Source organism: Roseovarius sp. MMSF_3281 (genome assembly GCF_030733685.1).
Classification (GTDB): domain Bacteria; phylum Pseudomonadota; class Alphaproteobacteria; order Rhodobacterales; family Rhodobacteraceae; genus Roseovarius.
This window is the reverse complement of sequence record NZ_JASHIM010000001.1, coordinates 47,719-60,765: the sequence shown is the minus strand read 5'-3', so window position 1 is coordinate 60,765 and position 13,047 is coordinate 47,719. Positions and strand designations below refer to the sequence as shown.

General features: G+C 58.3%; 26 protein-coding genes. 21 read left to right on the top strand and 5 right to left on the bottom strand.

What is annotated here, in order from left to right; all coding sequences use genetic code 11:
• The 21 genes from RBB32_RS00465 to RBB32_RS00365 all read left to right on the top strand — a co-directional run bounded on the left by RBB32_RS00465 (nucleotide 1) and on the right by RBB32_RS00365 (nucleotide 9,442).
• A complete protein-coding gene (locus RBB32_RS00465) occupies nucleotides 1-270 on the top strand; it encodes a hypothetical protein (protein WP_306150707.1) in 270 nt (89 codons plus the stop codon).
• Nucleotides 267-2,030, top strand: a complete 1,764-nt coding sequence (locus RBB32_RS00460) for a DNA cytosine methyltransferase (protein WP_306150706.1) — start codon at nucleotides 267-269, stop codon at nucleotides 2,028-2,030. The genes RBB32_RS00465 and RBB32_RS00460 overlap by 4 nt, the downstream gene beginning before the upstream one ends.
• On the top strand, nucleotides 2,027-2,209 hold the full coding sequence (locus tag RBB32_RS00455) for a hypothetical protein (protein ID WP_306150705.1): 183 nt from the start codon (nucleotides 2,027-2,029) through the stop codon (nucleotides 2,207-2,209). Before RBB32_RS00460 ends, RBB32_RS00455 begins: the two co-directional genes overlap by 4 nt.
• Nucleotides 2,187-2,609: a hypothetical protein gene (locus RBB32_RS00450; RefSeq protein ID WP_306150704.1), complete on the top strand. Its 423-nt coding sequence runs from the start codon at nucleotides 2,187-2,189 to the stop codon at nucleotides 2,607-2,609. Before RBB32_RS00455 ends, RBB32_RS00450 begins: the two co-directional genes overlap by 23 nt.
• A complete protein-coding gene (locus RBB32_RS00445; protein WP_306150703.1) occupies nucleotides 2,606-2,938 on the top strand; it encodes a hypothetical protein in 333 nt (110 codons plus the stop codon). The genes RBB32_RS00450 and RBB32_RS00445 overlap by 4 nt, the downstream gene beginning before the upstream one ends.
• Complete coding sequence (locus tag RBB32_RS00440; RefSeq protein WP_306150702.1) at nucleotides 2,935-3,303, top strand: hypothetical protein; 369 nt, start codon at nucleotides 2,935-2,937, stop codon at nucleotides 3,301-3,303. Before RBB32_RS00445 ends, RBB32_RS00440 begins: the two co-directional genes overlap by 4 nt.
• A 22-nt stretch (nucleotides 3,304-3,325) precedes the next feature.
• A complete protein-coding gene (locus tag RBB32_RS00435; RefSeq protein ID WP_306150701.1) occupies nucleotides 3,326-3,688 on the top strand; it encodes a helix-turn-helix domain-containing protein in 363 nt (120 codons plus the stop codon).
• Nucleotides 3,685-4,407, top strand: coding sequence for an exonuclease domain-containing protein (locus RBB32_RS00430; RefSeq protein WP_306150700.1), 723 nt, complete (start codon nucleotides 3,685-3,687; stop codon nucleotides 4,405-4,407). The genes RBB32_RS00435 and RBB32_RS00430 overlap by 4 nt, the downstream gene beginning before the upstream one ends.
• Before the next feature lie 216 nt (nucleotides 4,408-4,623).
• Entirely contained in the window at nucleotides 4,624-4,917 is a 294-nt protein-coding gene (locus RBB32_RS00425; protein WP_306150699.1) for a hypothetical protein, read from the top strand.
• Between the two features lie 128 nt (nucleotides 4,918-5,045).
• Nucleotides 5,046-5,426 (top strand): hypothetical protein, encoded by a 381-nt coding sequence (locus tag RBB32_RS00420; protein ID WP_306150698.1) that lies wholly within the window; start codon nucleotides 5,046-5,048, stop codon nucleotides 5,424-5,426.
• A gap of 133 nt (nucleotides 5,427-5,559) precedes the next feature.
• A complete protein-coding gene (locus tag RBB32_RS00415; protein WP_306150697.1) occupies nucleotides 5,560-5,982 on the top strand; it encodes a hypothetical protein in 423 nt (140 codons plus the stop codon).
• Nucleotides 5,983-6,029: 47 nt separating this feature from the next.
• Complete coding sequence (locus RBB32_RS00410; protein WP_306150696.1) at nucleotides 6,030-6,311, top strand: hypothetical protein; 282 nt, start codon at nucleotides 6,030-6,032, stop codon at nucleotides 6,309-6,311.
• 11 nt (nucleotides 6,312-6,322) lie between these two features.
• Nucleotides 6,323-6,715: a hypothetical protein gene (locus RBB32_RS00405; RefSeq protein ID WP_306150695.1), complete on the top strand. Its 393-nt coding sequence runs from the start codon at nucleotides 6,323-6,325 to the stop codon at nucleotides 6,713-6,715.
• Between the two features lie 7 nt (nucleotides 6,716-6,722).
• Nucleotides 6,723-6,902 (top strand): hypothetical protein, encoded by a 180-nt coding sequence (locus RBB32_RS00400; RefSeq protein ID WP_306150694.1) that lies wholly within the window; start codon nucleotides 6,723-6,725, stop codon nucleotides 6,900-6,902.
• Between the two features lie 2 nt (nucleotides 6,903-6,904).
• Complete coding sequence (locus tag RBB32_RS00395; protein ID WP_306150693.1) at nucleotides 6,905-7,165, top strand: hypothetical protein; 261 nt, start codon at nucleotides 6,905-6,907, stop codon at nucleotides 7,163-7,165.
• 1 nt (nucleotide 7,166) lies between these two features.
• The gene (locus RBB32_RS00390; RefSeq protein WP_306150692.1) at nucleotides 7,167-7,376 is read left to right on the top strand and encodes a hypothetical protein; all 210 of its coding nucleotides are present in this window, start codon (nucleotides 7,167-7,169) and stop codon (nucleotides 7,374-7,376) included.
• Nucleotides 7,373-7,603, top strand: coding sequence for a hypothetical protein (locus RBB32_RS00385; protein ID WP_306150691.1), 231 nt, complete (start codon nucleotides 7,373-7,375; stop codon nucleotides 7,601-7,603). The genes RBB32_RS00390 and RBB32_RS00385 overlap by 4 nt, the downstream gene beginning before the upstream one ends.
• Complete coding sequence (locus tag RBB32_RS00380; RefSeq protein ID WP_306150690.1) at nucleotides 7,600-7,836, top strand: hypothetical protein; 237 nt, start codon at nucleotides 7,600-7,602, stop codon at nucleotides 7,834-7,836. Before RBB32_RS00385 ends, RBB32_RS00380 begins: the two co-directional genes overlap by 4 nt.
• Nucleotides 7,833-8,273, top strand: coding sequence for a hypothetical protein (locus RBB32_RS00375; protein WP_306150689.1), 441 nt, complete (start codon nucleotides 7,833-7,835; stop codon nucleotides 8,271-8,273). The genes RBB32_RS00380 and RBB32_RS00375 overlap by 4 nt, the downstream gene beginning before the upstream one ends.
• 56 nt (nucleotides 8,274-8,329) lie before the next feature.
• A complete protein-coding gene (locus RBB32_RS00370; protein WP_306150688.1) occupies nucleotides 8,330-8,674 on the top strand; it encodes a hypothetical protein in 345 nt (114 codons plus the stop codon).
• A 342-nt stretch (nucleotides 8,675-9,016) separates the two neighbouring features.
• Complete coding sequence (locus RBB32_RS00365) at nucleotides 9,017-9,442, top strand: hypothetical protein (RefSeq protein WP_306150687.1); 426 nt, start codon at nucleotides 9,017-9,019, stop codon at nucleotides 9,440-9,442.
• Here RBB32_RS00365 and RBB32_RS00360 read toward each other — a convergent pair.
• The 5 genes from RBB32_RS00360 to RBB32_RS00340 form a co-directional block, all read right to left on the bottom strand.
• A complete protein-coding gene (locus RBB32_RS00360; RefSeq protein ID WP_306150686.1) occupies nucleotides 9,363-10,025 on the bottom strand; it encodes a hypothetical protein in 663 nt (220 codons plus the stop codon). The genes RBB32_RS00365 and RBB32_RS00360 overlap by 80 nt on opposite strands.
• 213 nt (nucleotides 10,026-10,238) lie before the next feature.
• Nucleotides 10,239-10,481, bottom strand: a complete 243-nt coding sequence (locus RBB32_RS00355) for a hypothetical protein (protein WP_306150685.1) — start codon at nucleotides 10,479-10,481, stop codon at nucleotides 10,239-10,241.
• Nucleotides 10,439-11,758 carry a hypothetical protein gene (locus RBB32_RS00350; protein ID WP_306150684.1) on the bottom strand — a complete coding sequence of 440 codons (1,320 nt, stop codon included), beginning with the start codon at nucleotides 11,756-11,758 and terminating at the stop codon, nucleotides 10,439-10,441. The genes RBB32_RS00355 and RBB32_RS00350 overlap by 43 nt, the downstream gene beginning before the upstream one ends.
• Nucleotides 11,751-12,362 carry an HNH endonuclease signature motif containing protein gene (locus RBB32_RS00345; RefSeq protein ID WP_306150683.1) on the bottom strand — a complete coding sequence of 204 codons (612 nt, stop codon included), beginning with the start codon at nucleotides 12,360-12,362 and terminating at the stop codon, nucleotides 11,751-11,753. Before RBB32_RS00345 ends, RBB32_RS00350 begins: the two co-directional genes overlap by 8 nt.
• Nucleotides 12,359-13,000 (bottom strand): hypothetical protein, encoded by a 642-nt coding sequence (locus RBB32_RS00340; protein ID WP_306150682.1) that lies wholly within the window; start codon nucleotides 12,998-13,000, stop codon nucleotides 12,359-12,361. The genes RBB32_RS00345 and RBB32_RS00340 overlap by 4 nt, the downstream gene beginning before the upstream one ends.
• Between the last annotated feature and the right edge of the window lie 47 nt (nucleotides 13,001-13,047).

Below are 13,047 nucleotides of genomic sequence, written 5' to 3'. Positions count from 1 at the left end.
ATGCTGCCGCTCCGCATTCGCAACGCGACCCGCATTCTCGCTGAAAGCCAGGACGAATACCACGCTCTGGCGATCCGCGATGAAAAGATCAACGGCCAAAACTACATGATCAGCGTCTGGGAACTGACCCCAAGGGAAATCGAGGATCTGAAATCTGGCGGCACGGTCCAGCTCATGGTGCTCGGAACTGCGCACCCGCCCGTGATGCTCTGTACGCAACCGGCGCCAAATTCGGAGGATGGCAGCAATCCGGAAGGCGGTGACACATGACGCTTCCTCTAAGCGCCCTCGACCTTGACACGCAGCAGCCCGCACGGGCCGTTGGCACCGACATGATCATCGACAGCTTTGCAGGGGGCGGCGGGGCGTCAACCGGCATCGAAATGGCCCTTGGCCGCAGCCCTGATGTGGCGATCAATCACGATCCCGTTGCACTGGCCATGCACGAGGCAAACCACCCCGACACCATTCACCTGATCAATTCGGTTTATGCAGTGGACCCCAGCGAAGTATGCCAGGGCCGCAATGTCGGGCTGGCGTGGTTCAGCCCGGACTGCAAGCACCACAGCAAAGCGAAGGGCGGCAAGCCGCTATCCAAGAACATCCGGGATCTTGCATGGGTCGTGGTGCATTGGGCTGAGCGGGTGCGACCCAAAGTGATCATGCTGGAAAACGTCGAGGAATTTCAGGACTGGTGCCCCCTGACGCCGGAGGGCAAGCCAGACCCGGAACGCAAGGGCGATACGTTCCGCGCATGGGTCAAGCGGCTGCGCCGCCTCGGCTACAAGGTGGAATGGCGCCAGTTGCGGGCCTGCGACTATGGCGCCCCGACGATCCGCAAGCGCCTCTTTGTGATCGCGCGCTGCGATGGCAAGCCCATCGTTTGGCCCGAGCCGACACATGGCGCACCGGACAGCCCCGAGGTTCTTGCCGGGACGCGCCTGCCATGGCGCACCGCTGCTGAGATCATTGACTGGTCCCTGCCCTGCCCGTCGATTTTCGACACCGCCGCCGAGATCAAAGAGAAATATGGCCTGCGCGCCGTGCGCCCCCTCAAGGATGCCACCCTGCGCCGGATCGCGCGAGGCGTGATGCGCTACGTGCTGGAGGCGAAAGAGCCGTTCATCGTCACCTGCAACCATCAGGGGCCGCATTTCCGTGGCCAAGGTCTGAATGAACCGTTCAAGACGGTGACGGCGGCGCGTGACGCACATGGCGTTGTCATGCCGACCCTGGCCCCGTTCTCGACCTATGGCCAGCATGGCGGGGCCAATCGCCGGATCGACGCACCGCACCACACGATCACGGCCAGCACCAAGGATCAGAACGCCATCGTCGTTCCTACACTGGTTCAAACCGGGTACGGTGAGCGCCCAGGGCAAGCGCCTCGTGTCCCCGGCCTCGAAAAGCCAATCGGCAACATGGTTGCGAGTAGCGGAAAGCATGCTCTGGTTTCAGCTTTCCTCGCCCAACACAATTCCGGGCCGAAGATGCAGAACAACGCCGGGCGCGCGGCCACGGTCCCGCTCAGCACGTTGACCACACGCGGGACACAACAACAGGTGGTCGCGGCGAACCTTCTAAGCCTGCACGGCACGGCACGCCGCGATGCCTCGATCGAGGAACCCCACCCGACGCTTTGCGCCGGCGGCCAGCACAGCGCCATGATCGCCACTTTCCTGCAAAAATACTATGGCTCTGGCCTCGGCCAGTGGGCCGACGATCCGCTGCATACGCTCGGCACCCGCGACACCTTCGGTTTGGTCACGGTCGAGATCGACGGCCAGATTTATGCGATCACCGATATCGGTATGCGGATGCTGACGCCGCGCGAACAGTTCCGCGCGCAGGGCTTCCCGGAATCCTACGAGATCGAAAACGGGTCGGACGGGCGGGCTTTCACTAAAACGGAACAGACCCGCATGTGCGGCAATAGCGTCCCGCCAGACGTCGCCGCCGCCCTGGTCCGCGCGAACTGCGCCGACATGGCCGCGCCAACACCGACACCAGAACACGAGGCCGCAGCATGACCGAGCAAGAAGCCATTTCCGAAATGCGCAGGATCGAGCGCCAGCTCATGGTCTTAGGCAACAACGCCTTCGGCAATCGCGAGGCGCATGACGCAATCATCAAGGCACACGCTGCCCTGCACGACTTCACCGAAACCAAGCCAAAGGATCAAAGCAATGCCGGACACAGATTTTCCTGACCTACCCGCAAAAGCTCTTTCAATACGCCAGCCGTGGGTCTGGGCTATCCTGAACGCCGGAAAGCGGATCGAGAACCGCCCGCGCCGGTTTCATTATCGCGGCCTGATCTGCCTACACGCCAGCCTGTATAAGCCAAATGCGCAGGACGGAGCAGATTTCACCCAAACGCTGATAAAGGCGGTGCCCGACTTCAAAAAATTCGCAAGGCAAGCCTCTACCATGCCGCCCGAAATGAAAGGCGGGATCATCGGAACCGCCGAGATCGTGGATTGTGTCGAACAAAGCGATGATCCTTGGTTCTTCGGCCCCTACGGGCTCGTGCTGGAAAACGTGCAACCCGTCAAGTTCATCCCGGTCAAGGGCGCGCTCGGCCTATTCAATTGGAGGAAAAATCTATGAGCACGCACGACGTTCCAGCGATAACCGCAGATCGACAATTTATCGACGGCACGCATCAACCTTTCACCGTGATTATGATGATGTCAGACGACATCCGTTCAGATGAAAGCAACGCCGCCGATTGGGTGCGCCGTGTCTGGGTTTATGGACAGGGTGGCGATCAAGGTATCGAATCCATGATCGAAGAGGCTCGCGACAAGCTCGCTGCATTGTTCGGTTGGGATGTGTCCGACCCTTACTTGACCCAAGAAGATATCGAGCAGCGCAAATCCGCCTTGGAACCTGTGGCTATCTACCCCGGACATATCTTCGACATCTACCAACCATGAGTAAACCCGTTCGATACTACCACGGCGGCGTTCCAGACTTGCTGCCCGGCCGGATGATCCTGCCACCTGTGACCACAGGTGTTCGATCCTGTGCGCTCTACGGCGCTTCTGGGGTCTGCGATCCTCAGATGGTCTACGTCACCACCGACATCGAAGCCGCGATGCTATTTGCGGCCGGCCACCCTTCCAACCGGGGCGCGGTTTATCTGGTGAAGCCAGACGAGCCGCTTCTCCATGACCCTGATTGCAGGCAGCCAGGCCTTAGCTTTGCCTGCCCGCGCGCAAAGGTGATCCGCCGCATAAGGATCAAAAACAAGATCATGCGGAAAGCGCGCAAAGCACTCTTTGAGATCGCCGAAACCTGAAACCACCACAAGGAAAGATCACATGACACACGAAGTAGATAAGCACGTTGGCAAGCAAATCCGCGCCCGGCGTCACGTCCTCGGCCTTACGCAAACCGAGCTGGCCGAAGCCATTGGCGTGAAGTTCCAGCAGGTCCAGAAATACGAGACCGGTGCGAACCGCGTCAGCGCGTCCAAGCTGTTCCTCATGGCAGAAACCCTGCAAGTCGAAATCGCCTATTTCTGGGAAGGTATCGACTCGCGCTTCGCCGTCAGCGGCACAATCGACAGCAAGCGCGCCATGGATCGTGACGAGATTGATATGCTCTCTGCGTTCCGGCGCTGCCCCAAAGGCGCAAAGAAAGACCTGATCTCGATTGCCGCCGCGACCGGAGGCGCCGCATGAGATACGTTGTGATCGACACAGAAACCACCGGCATGGACCCAGAGGCCGATAAGATGGTCGAGATCGCCGCGGTCTGGGATGATGGCACATTCGCGCAAAGCCTTGTGTATCCAGAGGATAGGCAGATCAGCTTTGGCGCGATGGCCACCCATCACATCACGCACGAAATGGTCATGGATGCACCTCTTGCCGTCGAAGTGGCAGAGGTGATCGGGCTGAGCAACCTCGCACCTGATACTGTGCTGGTATTTCACAATGCCGCCTATGACCGTGATTTCTTGCCAGCGGAATTGCGCGAAAAGTCATGGATTTGCACCTATCGCTGCGCGCTGCACCTTCTGCCCGACGCCGAGAGCCATTCGAACGGTGCCTTGTGGTATGAGTTGGGCCTTCACCACGACATGCCACCCGAGGCCGGTCACATGCCGCACCGGGCGCTGTTCGATGCCCTGATGACCTCCGACCTGATGACGTGGATGACCGATCAGGTCATGCCGGATGACGGATCGTGGGAGGATCGTCTGGACATCGCCGTGCAGAAGTTGATCGAGCTTTCGACTGCGCCGGTCGTGCTCAAGAAATGCCGATTTGGAAAACACTCCGGCGAAGAATGGGCCAACATCCCATCTGGCTACATGCAATGGGTCTTGCGTCAGGATTTCGACCAGGACGTCAAGCACACCTGCATGCACTGGCTCAACGAGCGGGGGGAGGCCTGATGCCTCGCCCGCCAAAAGCCCCCTACCGTTGTTTCAAGATCCGGTGGGAAAAGCGCGGCGCGCATATTCACGCCGCCGTTTTCGTGGCCAACCACCCCAGACAGACTTTCGCAAGCTGCGGGTCGTTGGTCATGCCCGAAGACGATTTTCGCGCGTTCCGGCGCGAAATGCCAAACGCAACATTCGAGGAAAGAGCAAATGCCATCAATTGACCACATGACCCGATCCGAAGTCCGCAAACTTGCCCGGCGCGGCAAACTGATTGACGAGAGCTTTAAGGTGTTTCAGCGGACGGTCTACCCGGGCGCCCCGGATGATCAAGTGCAGGCAATGCGGATCTGTTTCTTCGCCGGTGCCGCAGAGCTTTTCGCGCTGATGCATGCCGGACTCGACGATGGCTTATCGGAAACCGATGGCGACCTGGCCTTCATGGAGCAATGGGTCAACGAGCTTGAGCGATTCCACAAGCGAACAAACGACACGATGACCGCTGGCGGCCGACAACAGTGATCTAGTGAACAACGCCAATGGAATACGGGCAGGCCTGGTCGGCGTTGTCTATCAGCCGCCAGCCCTTGAAGCGCTCTGGGCCTCTTTGCCCGAAGCTGAGTAACCCCCAAACCTGAAAGGTAAGAAAAATGAATGCACCGAACCCCGTCAAAGACGCTGTTATTCACCGGGCCGATGTCGCCAAAGCGATTGATCAAGATCCGGTGGCCACGTATCGCGCCTATCGCGGCATGGAAGCTGACGAATTGACCAAGTTGCCGAAATACATGCAGCCAGGCATCGCGCGCCATGTGATCCTCGGCATCCGCCCCGGATCGTTTCTCTGTGCTGTATTCGCAGACGAGTTCGAGATCGCGCGGTACAAGGCTGACGATACAAACTTGCCAGCCCTGCCCGCCTATCGGCATTTCCTCGAAAACGGATGCCCGGCGTCCTGTTGGGGATCGAGCAAGGCCGTGCAGGAATGGTGTGAAAGCGGCGGATTGGTCGGAAGGCTGACAGGCGCATGATCCGCACCACAGGAAATTTCCTGTAAGTCATTGGTGTGATTGTATTTTTCCAGTCACACCCCTTTACAACCATCCGTATATTTGATAAGCATAGGTTATCGGGCAATGAAGCCCATCAGAAAGGACACAGACAATGGCAACCCGCTCCACAATTACCGTCAAAACCAACCGCTTAACCGTTCACCTGTACCGGCATTGGGATGGCTACCCGGAATGCACCGGGCGGCATCTGGCATGGGCGATGAACAACCTCGAAAGCCTCTCGGCCGAAGAACTGGTCGGCACGCTGATCACCGCAAAAGAGGGCCAGCCCTTCGGCTCCGGGCGCTACGAGTTCACCACTCGCGCCTCGGATCATGGCGATACCGAATGGCATTACGAAATCACCCTGCATCATCGCGAAGAGCCGAAGGTCGAAGTCTGGCATCGTCCTATCGGTGAAAGCTACTTCCTCGCATTCAATGCGCCGCTTCATGGCTACCGCAAATGGATGGCGGGACGGATGCGGACTTTCATCGCCCGGATCAAGCAAATGATGGCCGAACGCGCCGCGTAACACCTGCGCCGGGGCTTCGGCCCCGGCCAGCCTTGGAGAGCAAAACGATGAATGGACGCAAAGCATACGAAGCCGACGTCGCGCGGCAGCCGAACTATCCCGATGGAACCCCGCGCAAAACGTGGGACCAGCTCCGCGCCATCGAGCAATGGTCTTGGGGCCGTGACATGGCCACGGGGACGTATCTCGACTTTCAGGCAAAGGCATTCATGGACCGGCGCCCCGATCTTCGTCCGATGTCATTGGATGAATGGCTTGCCCAGCACCATGATCAACTCACTGAAACCGAGCGCCAAGAGGGTTACGACCTTCTGGCCAAATTTGATTGAAGGGAAGCACCATGAGCACGATGAAACCCGGCACCGATACAGGAAGCGGTATCAATCACATCTACAGCCGCATGACGAAGGGGGCACCGGAACCCGAGGTCGGCATGGGCGCAACCTTGCTGAGCTGGACCGACCGGAAGGCTGCGACCGTGATCGAGGTCGATGGCAAGATCGTGAAAGTCCAGCACGACACGGCGATCCGCACTGACGATCTCGGGATGACCGACTGCCAAAGCTACCGCTACGAACGCAACCCCGGTGGCTGCATCGAGACATTCCGGCGCGACGGCCAGGGCGGATACGACCCCGTGCACTGGAACGACCAGACCAAGCGCTGGAACAAGGTCGGCCGTGGCGGGCTGATCGTTGGAAAGCGCGATCACTACCACGATTTCAGCTTCTGATCTCGCCATGTCGATCAACCGCACCCGCCGCCTGCTATACCGCACCGCCAAGCTACTTGGCGACGTGCAGGCGGCGACCCACAAGGAACCGGGCAAGGCCATCCCCAAGCGGGTCGGCCGACGCCTCACCGGCAACCTGTTCGCGCGGATCATGCGTGGGCTATTCCCGCCAACGAAGGAAAAATGACGATGACTGACGATATGGACAAAGCCGCAAAGGTGGCCTTCGATTTCGAGGGCCTTATGAAAACTGCCGCACATGGCGCTGCCGATGGCCGGGGCGCACGGGATTGCGAGAACAAGGCCACCGCAGCAATGAAGGTGGGGCATTATATCCAGCAGACAGGGTATTGGGGTGGCCCCCCGCCGACACTGGAAGAGGCGCAAAAAGCGGCGTTTCGTGCGTGGGGCGACAAAATACCGACCGAGATCACAGAAGCATTATTCTGACATGCCCGGCCCCTACGCCACCCCGAACACATGGTTTTGCGATGGCTGCGGCAAGACGCATCCGATCAGCCGCGACATCGAAGGAACGGACGGGGCGCGGACGTGGTGCCTCGCTTCCATCGAACGCGGCATCCGGCAAGGCCAGAACGATTTGCCGCCACAGGCCGACGCGATCCGGCGGCACATGGAATTGGAAAGGACGCAACAATGACCGATGCCGAAAAGGTTAAGCACCTGCGAGCTGCGTTGCTGCGCATCGCCACCCCAGAAGCCTTCTACGTGGCAACCGCGCATGTTGACCCGGAGACATTCGCAAGAATGGTTTACGCCGAAGCGATTCTTGATGGTCTCGTGTTGGAGCGCGCCGAGCAAAAGGCGAAATTCGAGACTCGCAGACGATACCCGCTGCCGCGCGATAGTGAAGGGACACAACAATGACTGATTTAGACATCATCATGGCGGCAAACGCGATTCTTCCCGTTTTCGATAAAGTCGTAGTGACGCGCCACGAGCAATTTGGCGGTGAGTATATTGGGGAAACTCTAGCAAAAGCGTATAAGCCGGGCATTCCGAGTTACCTGGCGATAGTTCGTGAAGTTGATGGAGCCCCTTTTGTTCTTAGCATCAAACGCGACGCCTTGCAGATTTACGACTGGAAGGATGGCCAATGACCCGCAATACGACCGCCAGCTTTCCTGCCCGCGTCCGCTACGCGATCCAAGGCATTCTGCGCGCCGAGGACAGCCGCGCCTTCGATAACTGCTTTGAAATGTATGATGGCGCTTATGTTGTCGCGGCAATCATGCGAGAGGCCGAGGGAAACGAGGCGCTGCGCGTGATGATCCACCATATGTTTCGCAATTACGAGCAATACGAGGACGTGCCGTGGCACAAAACGGCGGCCGATCTGGCGCATGTCTCGGATCTCGGAAAGGCCGCGGCAGCCGAGCGAAAGCGCCGGCGCGAAGAGTTTGCCGAATGGATGCGCCGTGAGGCCCATCGAAAAGCCTACCGCTCGGAACTGACCGACGCCGGTGAGCAATCCATCATCCCCGGATGCGAACGCGACGACGAGCGCACCGGGGCTACGCAACTGAGCCTATTCTGATGGCCACGCATTGCGGATATTCAAGTGGGCACCCGTGGTACTATCAACTCGGCGGCATGCCATTGACGCCAAAGCAGATCCGCGACGAGGTGAAACACCCCATCGTTACCACCAGCGTCGAGAAGGCTATCGCCATGACCGAACCACGCCGATCCGCCGAGTTGAACCGGATACGAAAGGCGACCATCGAGGGCATCAATCGTGACCTCCACCGCTATCGCGCTGTTGTCCGCGATCTGCGCCGCTGGCGTACAGTCGCCGGGCCGTGGTCGTGGCTCGAAACGACCTACAACGAGCCAAATTCGGCGTGCAGCCTGAAACACAACCACCTGCACTACGGTTTTGCCGTCGTGATGCACATCGACAGCCTGCAAACCGAAACGCAATTGGAGCTATTTTGACATGGATCACACGTTGCACGAAAACGGCTCACACTGCCCGGCTTGCGAATTGCGTCGGGAAAGCCGCGATCCATGGGACGCATCACCGGTGCCATGCAACACTTGTGGGGGAACGGGGCGACTGGCAAATAGCGCTGAAAGCGTCGCCCGCAAATGCAGCGATTGGGCCCGCGAACATTACTGGCCAGAACGTGAGAGAAGGTGGCGATTGCAAAACGAGGCGATATAAGCCCCATACAGTTCAAAAAACACGCCTAGCCACCCCTACAACCCAAAAAACGTAAAACCTCACTTTCCGACCGCCACACGCGCGCAACGACAGGAAAACCGGGATAACAAAACATGCAAAACGACGAAATCGACACCAGCACCGCCGAAGGGTTCCTTGAGGGCCTGAAAACAATCCAGATGACAACTGGCCAGTTTGCGGCTTTGATCTCGACGCCTGACGATACCGTTCGAAGTTGGGTGCGCGGGCGGCGCCCGGTTCATCCGACCGCCGCGCGAATGCTCGATTGGCTGATTGAAGGCTATCGTCCTGCCGACTTTCATATCACCGGCGAACGGTTCAAAGCCATGCGTGAGAGACTAGAGCTTACAGAAGACGAGTTGGCAGAAATTCTGGACGTCGAAACCGAAACCGTTATCAAGTGGGAAGGCAGCTTCGGCGGCCCCCCGCGCTTCGTCGCTAAGGCGATGTGGTGGCTGACCTCTCGGAATCCGCCGATTGATCTTCCCACGGCTTCATTTCAGGCATCGTTTGATTGATCTCAATCGTATCAAGCTTGCCTGCAAGCGTTCCGCGCAAATAGTGAAGAGCACGCCACCAGCGTAGGTAGGTCATGCGGGCCGACTCGATCTCCTGCGGGTGAAGCTCCCATGTGATCGGGCACCACTCTTCGACGAATTTAACCCACCGTTCAATGCGTCGCTTGGGGTTCTTAGGGTGCGGTGTCGACACCAAGTACGAACCGCGCCGCACGACCTCGGTTTTCGCCCATCGGCCCAAATGGTTGCGCGCCCGCCATTCTCTGGGCACGAGCTTAGGCTCTGCGCCTGGCATCCAGTCTGGCGCGCGCCAAACCCGACCATGCTCTGCGACCAGAATCGCTGCCTGTGCCGCGCCATGTGATCGAGGTAGTCTCGAAACAGCCGCAGCAATGATTTCCGCATCATCGTGAGGATATGACCGACCCTTGCTGACGTCGATCTGCACACCGCCCAAAAGAGCGCGCTGCATCAAAACGTATTCGGTCCCGACGCCGACGCGATACTGAACATCGGACTCGTCGAACTCAAGTTGCGCCTTTTCCGTTCCAAACGCCCACTCAATTGCGCTGCGGATCGACATGCTACGTTTATCTCTTTCCATACCGGTCCTCTGCCCATTGGCGCAGTTGGGTTTCTAGGTCGGGCGGGAGTTCGCTCAGTGTCACCGCGATAACCCCGCACATGCGCCATGCACGGCGCCGCATGGCTTCAATCCTCCCCCATTGACGCAATGGGTCTTCCTGCTCATCAGGCGTGCCCAAGCGATAAATGCTGCTGATAGATGGCTGCCCCTTCACCTTTTGCCCTCCTGCTGAAAGCGTAGTTTCATCTGCGCGATACGTTGCCACTCAGATTTTGTCGGTTGCTTGACGTCCATCCCGGCGATGGGGTTTCTGATGTGATCAGTGAAACCTTCCAGCTCGGCCAGCGACCCAATGTTGTCCAGCGCCTCAGACACCGTCGCGCATTTTTCTTGCCGCCCCATAGCCGACATCAATGCAAAATGAAGGCGATGGGAACGGAAGAAGACCAGCATACGCCGCAGCTCCCGCAGTGGGTCTCGCGCTTACCGCCTGACATCGCATCGAGCTGTTCTGGGCAAACAACGGCATCGCCGATTTTTTTCTGATCGGTAGGAAAGTCGATTGTAAAACTGCCCCATTGCCCGGTCATGCCACTGGTCCGCACCATGAACCTGCGAGGTGACTGATCACGCAGCCAAGCCACGCCAAGGCCGATCTTGGAGGTGTTGGGCCAGGCCGTGAACCCAAAGACGTGCAAGTTCTCGTGCTTGTCGAGCATTTCGGCCCAGAATTGCAGGTATTCCTCGGACCAAAAATCACCGAGGACGTGCAACCGGATCAGCACGTTTTCATGCTCTGCGCAGTGTTCGGCGATCTCGACTCGCAGGCGCTCGATAAGCTCCGGGCCGTGGCGCCACCGACGCGCTTTTTCCATCTGGTTTCCGTAGCAGGAATCCCAGAGCACGCATGAGGTTGGACAAGTCGCGCGCTCTTCAAGCGATAGAGTAAATATCCTTGCACCCTTCAACCAGCCAACGAGTACATCGCCGCCGATCTTGGAATTATTGCGGCCATCTTTAAGCACGGCCTCACCGTCCGAAACGTCAGACACGCGGTTCGGATACATCGCACCAGTCAGGTGCTTTTTGACACGACCGGCCTTCCCAAGTGGTACTGGCGTTGTTTTGAAGCGCCGCCGATCTTTGACTTCCTGAGACTTACGCGCTGCCCGATCCTTCTTGATCGCCGCAGCCTTGTCGACACCAGAGTAAACGCGGCGGCGGGCCTTGGGAAACGTCAGGCCAAGTATGTCGGCATCGTTTGAAATTGTCCCGACACTGACCTTAAAGTGATCCGCTATTTCACCACGAGTAAGCCCCTTTTCGATCATCGCAGGGATCTCAGCGCGGCGCTGCTGAACATTAACCGACTGGCTGCGCTGGAACTTCAAGCCCAATTCACGCACATCGTTGTAGATGACATTAATTTCGACGCCTAAAGCGCTTGCGCATTGTCTTGCTGTCTTACCCACCCGCATCAAATCACTCAGGCGCTGGCGGCGCATAGCAACCTTCGGATCGCGCTTTGTTTTGCGGCTACGCCCCATCATACCGGACGTGCCGCGAAGGCTATTAGCAACCTCGGCCTCAACGTAGCGAAGGCCTTTTTTCTCTTCGTCCCATTTCATTTGATATGCCGACTTGCCACGCGGCACTTTCTGGACCTTCTTGCCTCGCTTCAAGGCAGCGTCGATCAGTTCGCGCTCATTGGGTGTGATCTTGTCAGGCATTGAAAAGTCCTCCCCGGCGCTGGTTTTCGTGATAACCGAGGATCACCTCGGCAGACTCGCGAGCTGCAACCGCATCGGAGAAATCCTCAAAAAAACCGAGGTGACGAAGACGGCCATGATGAAAGATGTTCGCGCCCCATTTCTCCCGGTCCAAAGCCCGATAAACACCAACCCGACCGCTGGTGTTGTCACTCCGCAGGCCAGCATTGCGCTGATTTCCTGATTTATCGGTGTTTCTTAGGTTCTTGATCCGGTTGTCGGATCGAAGACCGTTGATGTGATCGCACTCGTCAGGCCACTCACCATGCACCATCGCCCAAATGACGCGGTGAGAGAGAAAATACACCCCGAGGATGGCGCCACACTTGTAGCCATGGTTCTTAACTGTAGCCAATGCCGGCTCTCCAGCGTACCGGCTATTCCATAACCGATAAGCGTGATTGTTTTGGAACCAGCGCCGCGCTCGTTGCCGCCAAGTGAGGCTCCCCGTTTTAGGATCGTAGGCCAGCAGTTCATTCAAAAACGGCAAGATGGCAGACTTGACGCCATCGGCATTGTTCGCCCGCGCCGCTTCCATCAGCCTCAAAAACTCTCGATGTTTCAAAGTAGACTCCTTTGTCTTGGGTCAACACGGTCCAATACTCGGAACTCAGGGTTCGGCAGATCATCGTTTGACCACGACCGAGGGTCGGAGCGACGCCACACAAACCATGCATTTCGTTGAGGGGGAGATCCTTCGCCCGTGAAGTCGAGGCGGAACCTCATTAGGTAGCAATAGGTAAAGCTGTGCTCGTCGAGCAGTTCTCCGAGGCCATTGGCGCGGGCCGCAGGCCAATCCCAAGACAAAAGCAGCGCCAAGTAATCCCAACCTGGCATTTCGAGCGTGTGACGAAGCCAGCGGCCATGGCCATCGCGGGCGTTGATCTCGTTGTAAGGCGGATTGGTGATGATCGCCCCGCCGCGCGATTTCAGGCACGAATAGTAGTCCGCTACCCAGCTATCAGGGCAGCCGCGATCCTCGATGTCGGAGGCGCAGCACGGAATGCCAAAGCTGCGAATGTGGCGCACCATGTCACCTTTACCGCAGGCCGGCTCCCAGACATTACCAGAGGCGCGTATGCGCTCACCGTCGGCGTGCAGTAACGCAAGGATCGCCTCGGGCTGACCAGTGGGGTAGTAATCCTTGGCCACGCGCTGACCCTTCACCGGCGCCGTCTGTGGCTCCAGATCATCGAAGATCACGGACTGACGGGGATCGCTCTTTGGCTTAGACTTCGTGGCTCGAAATA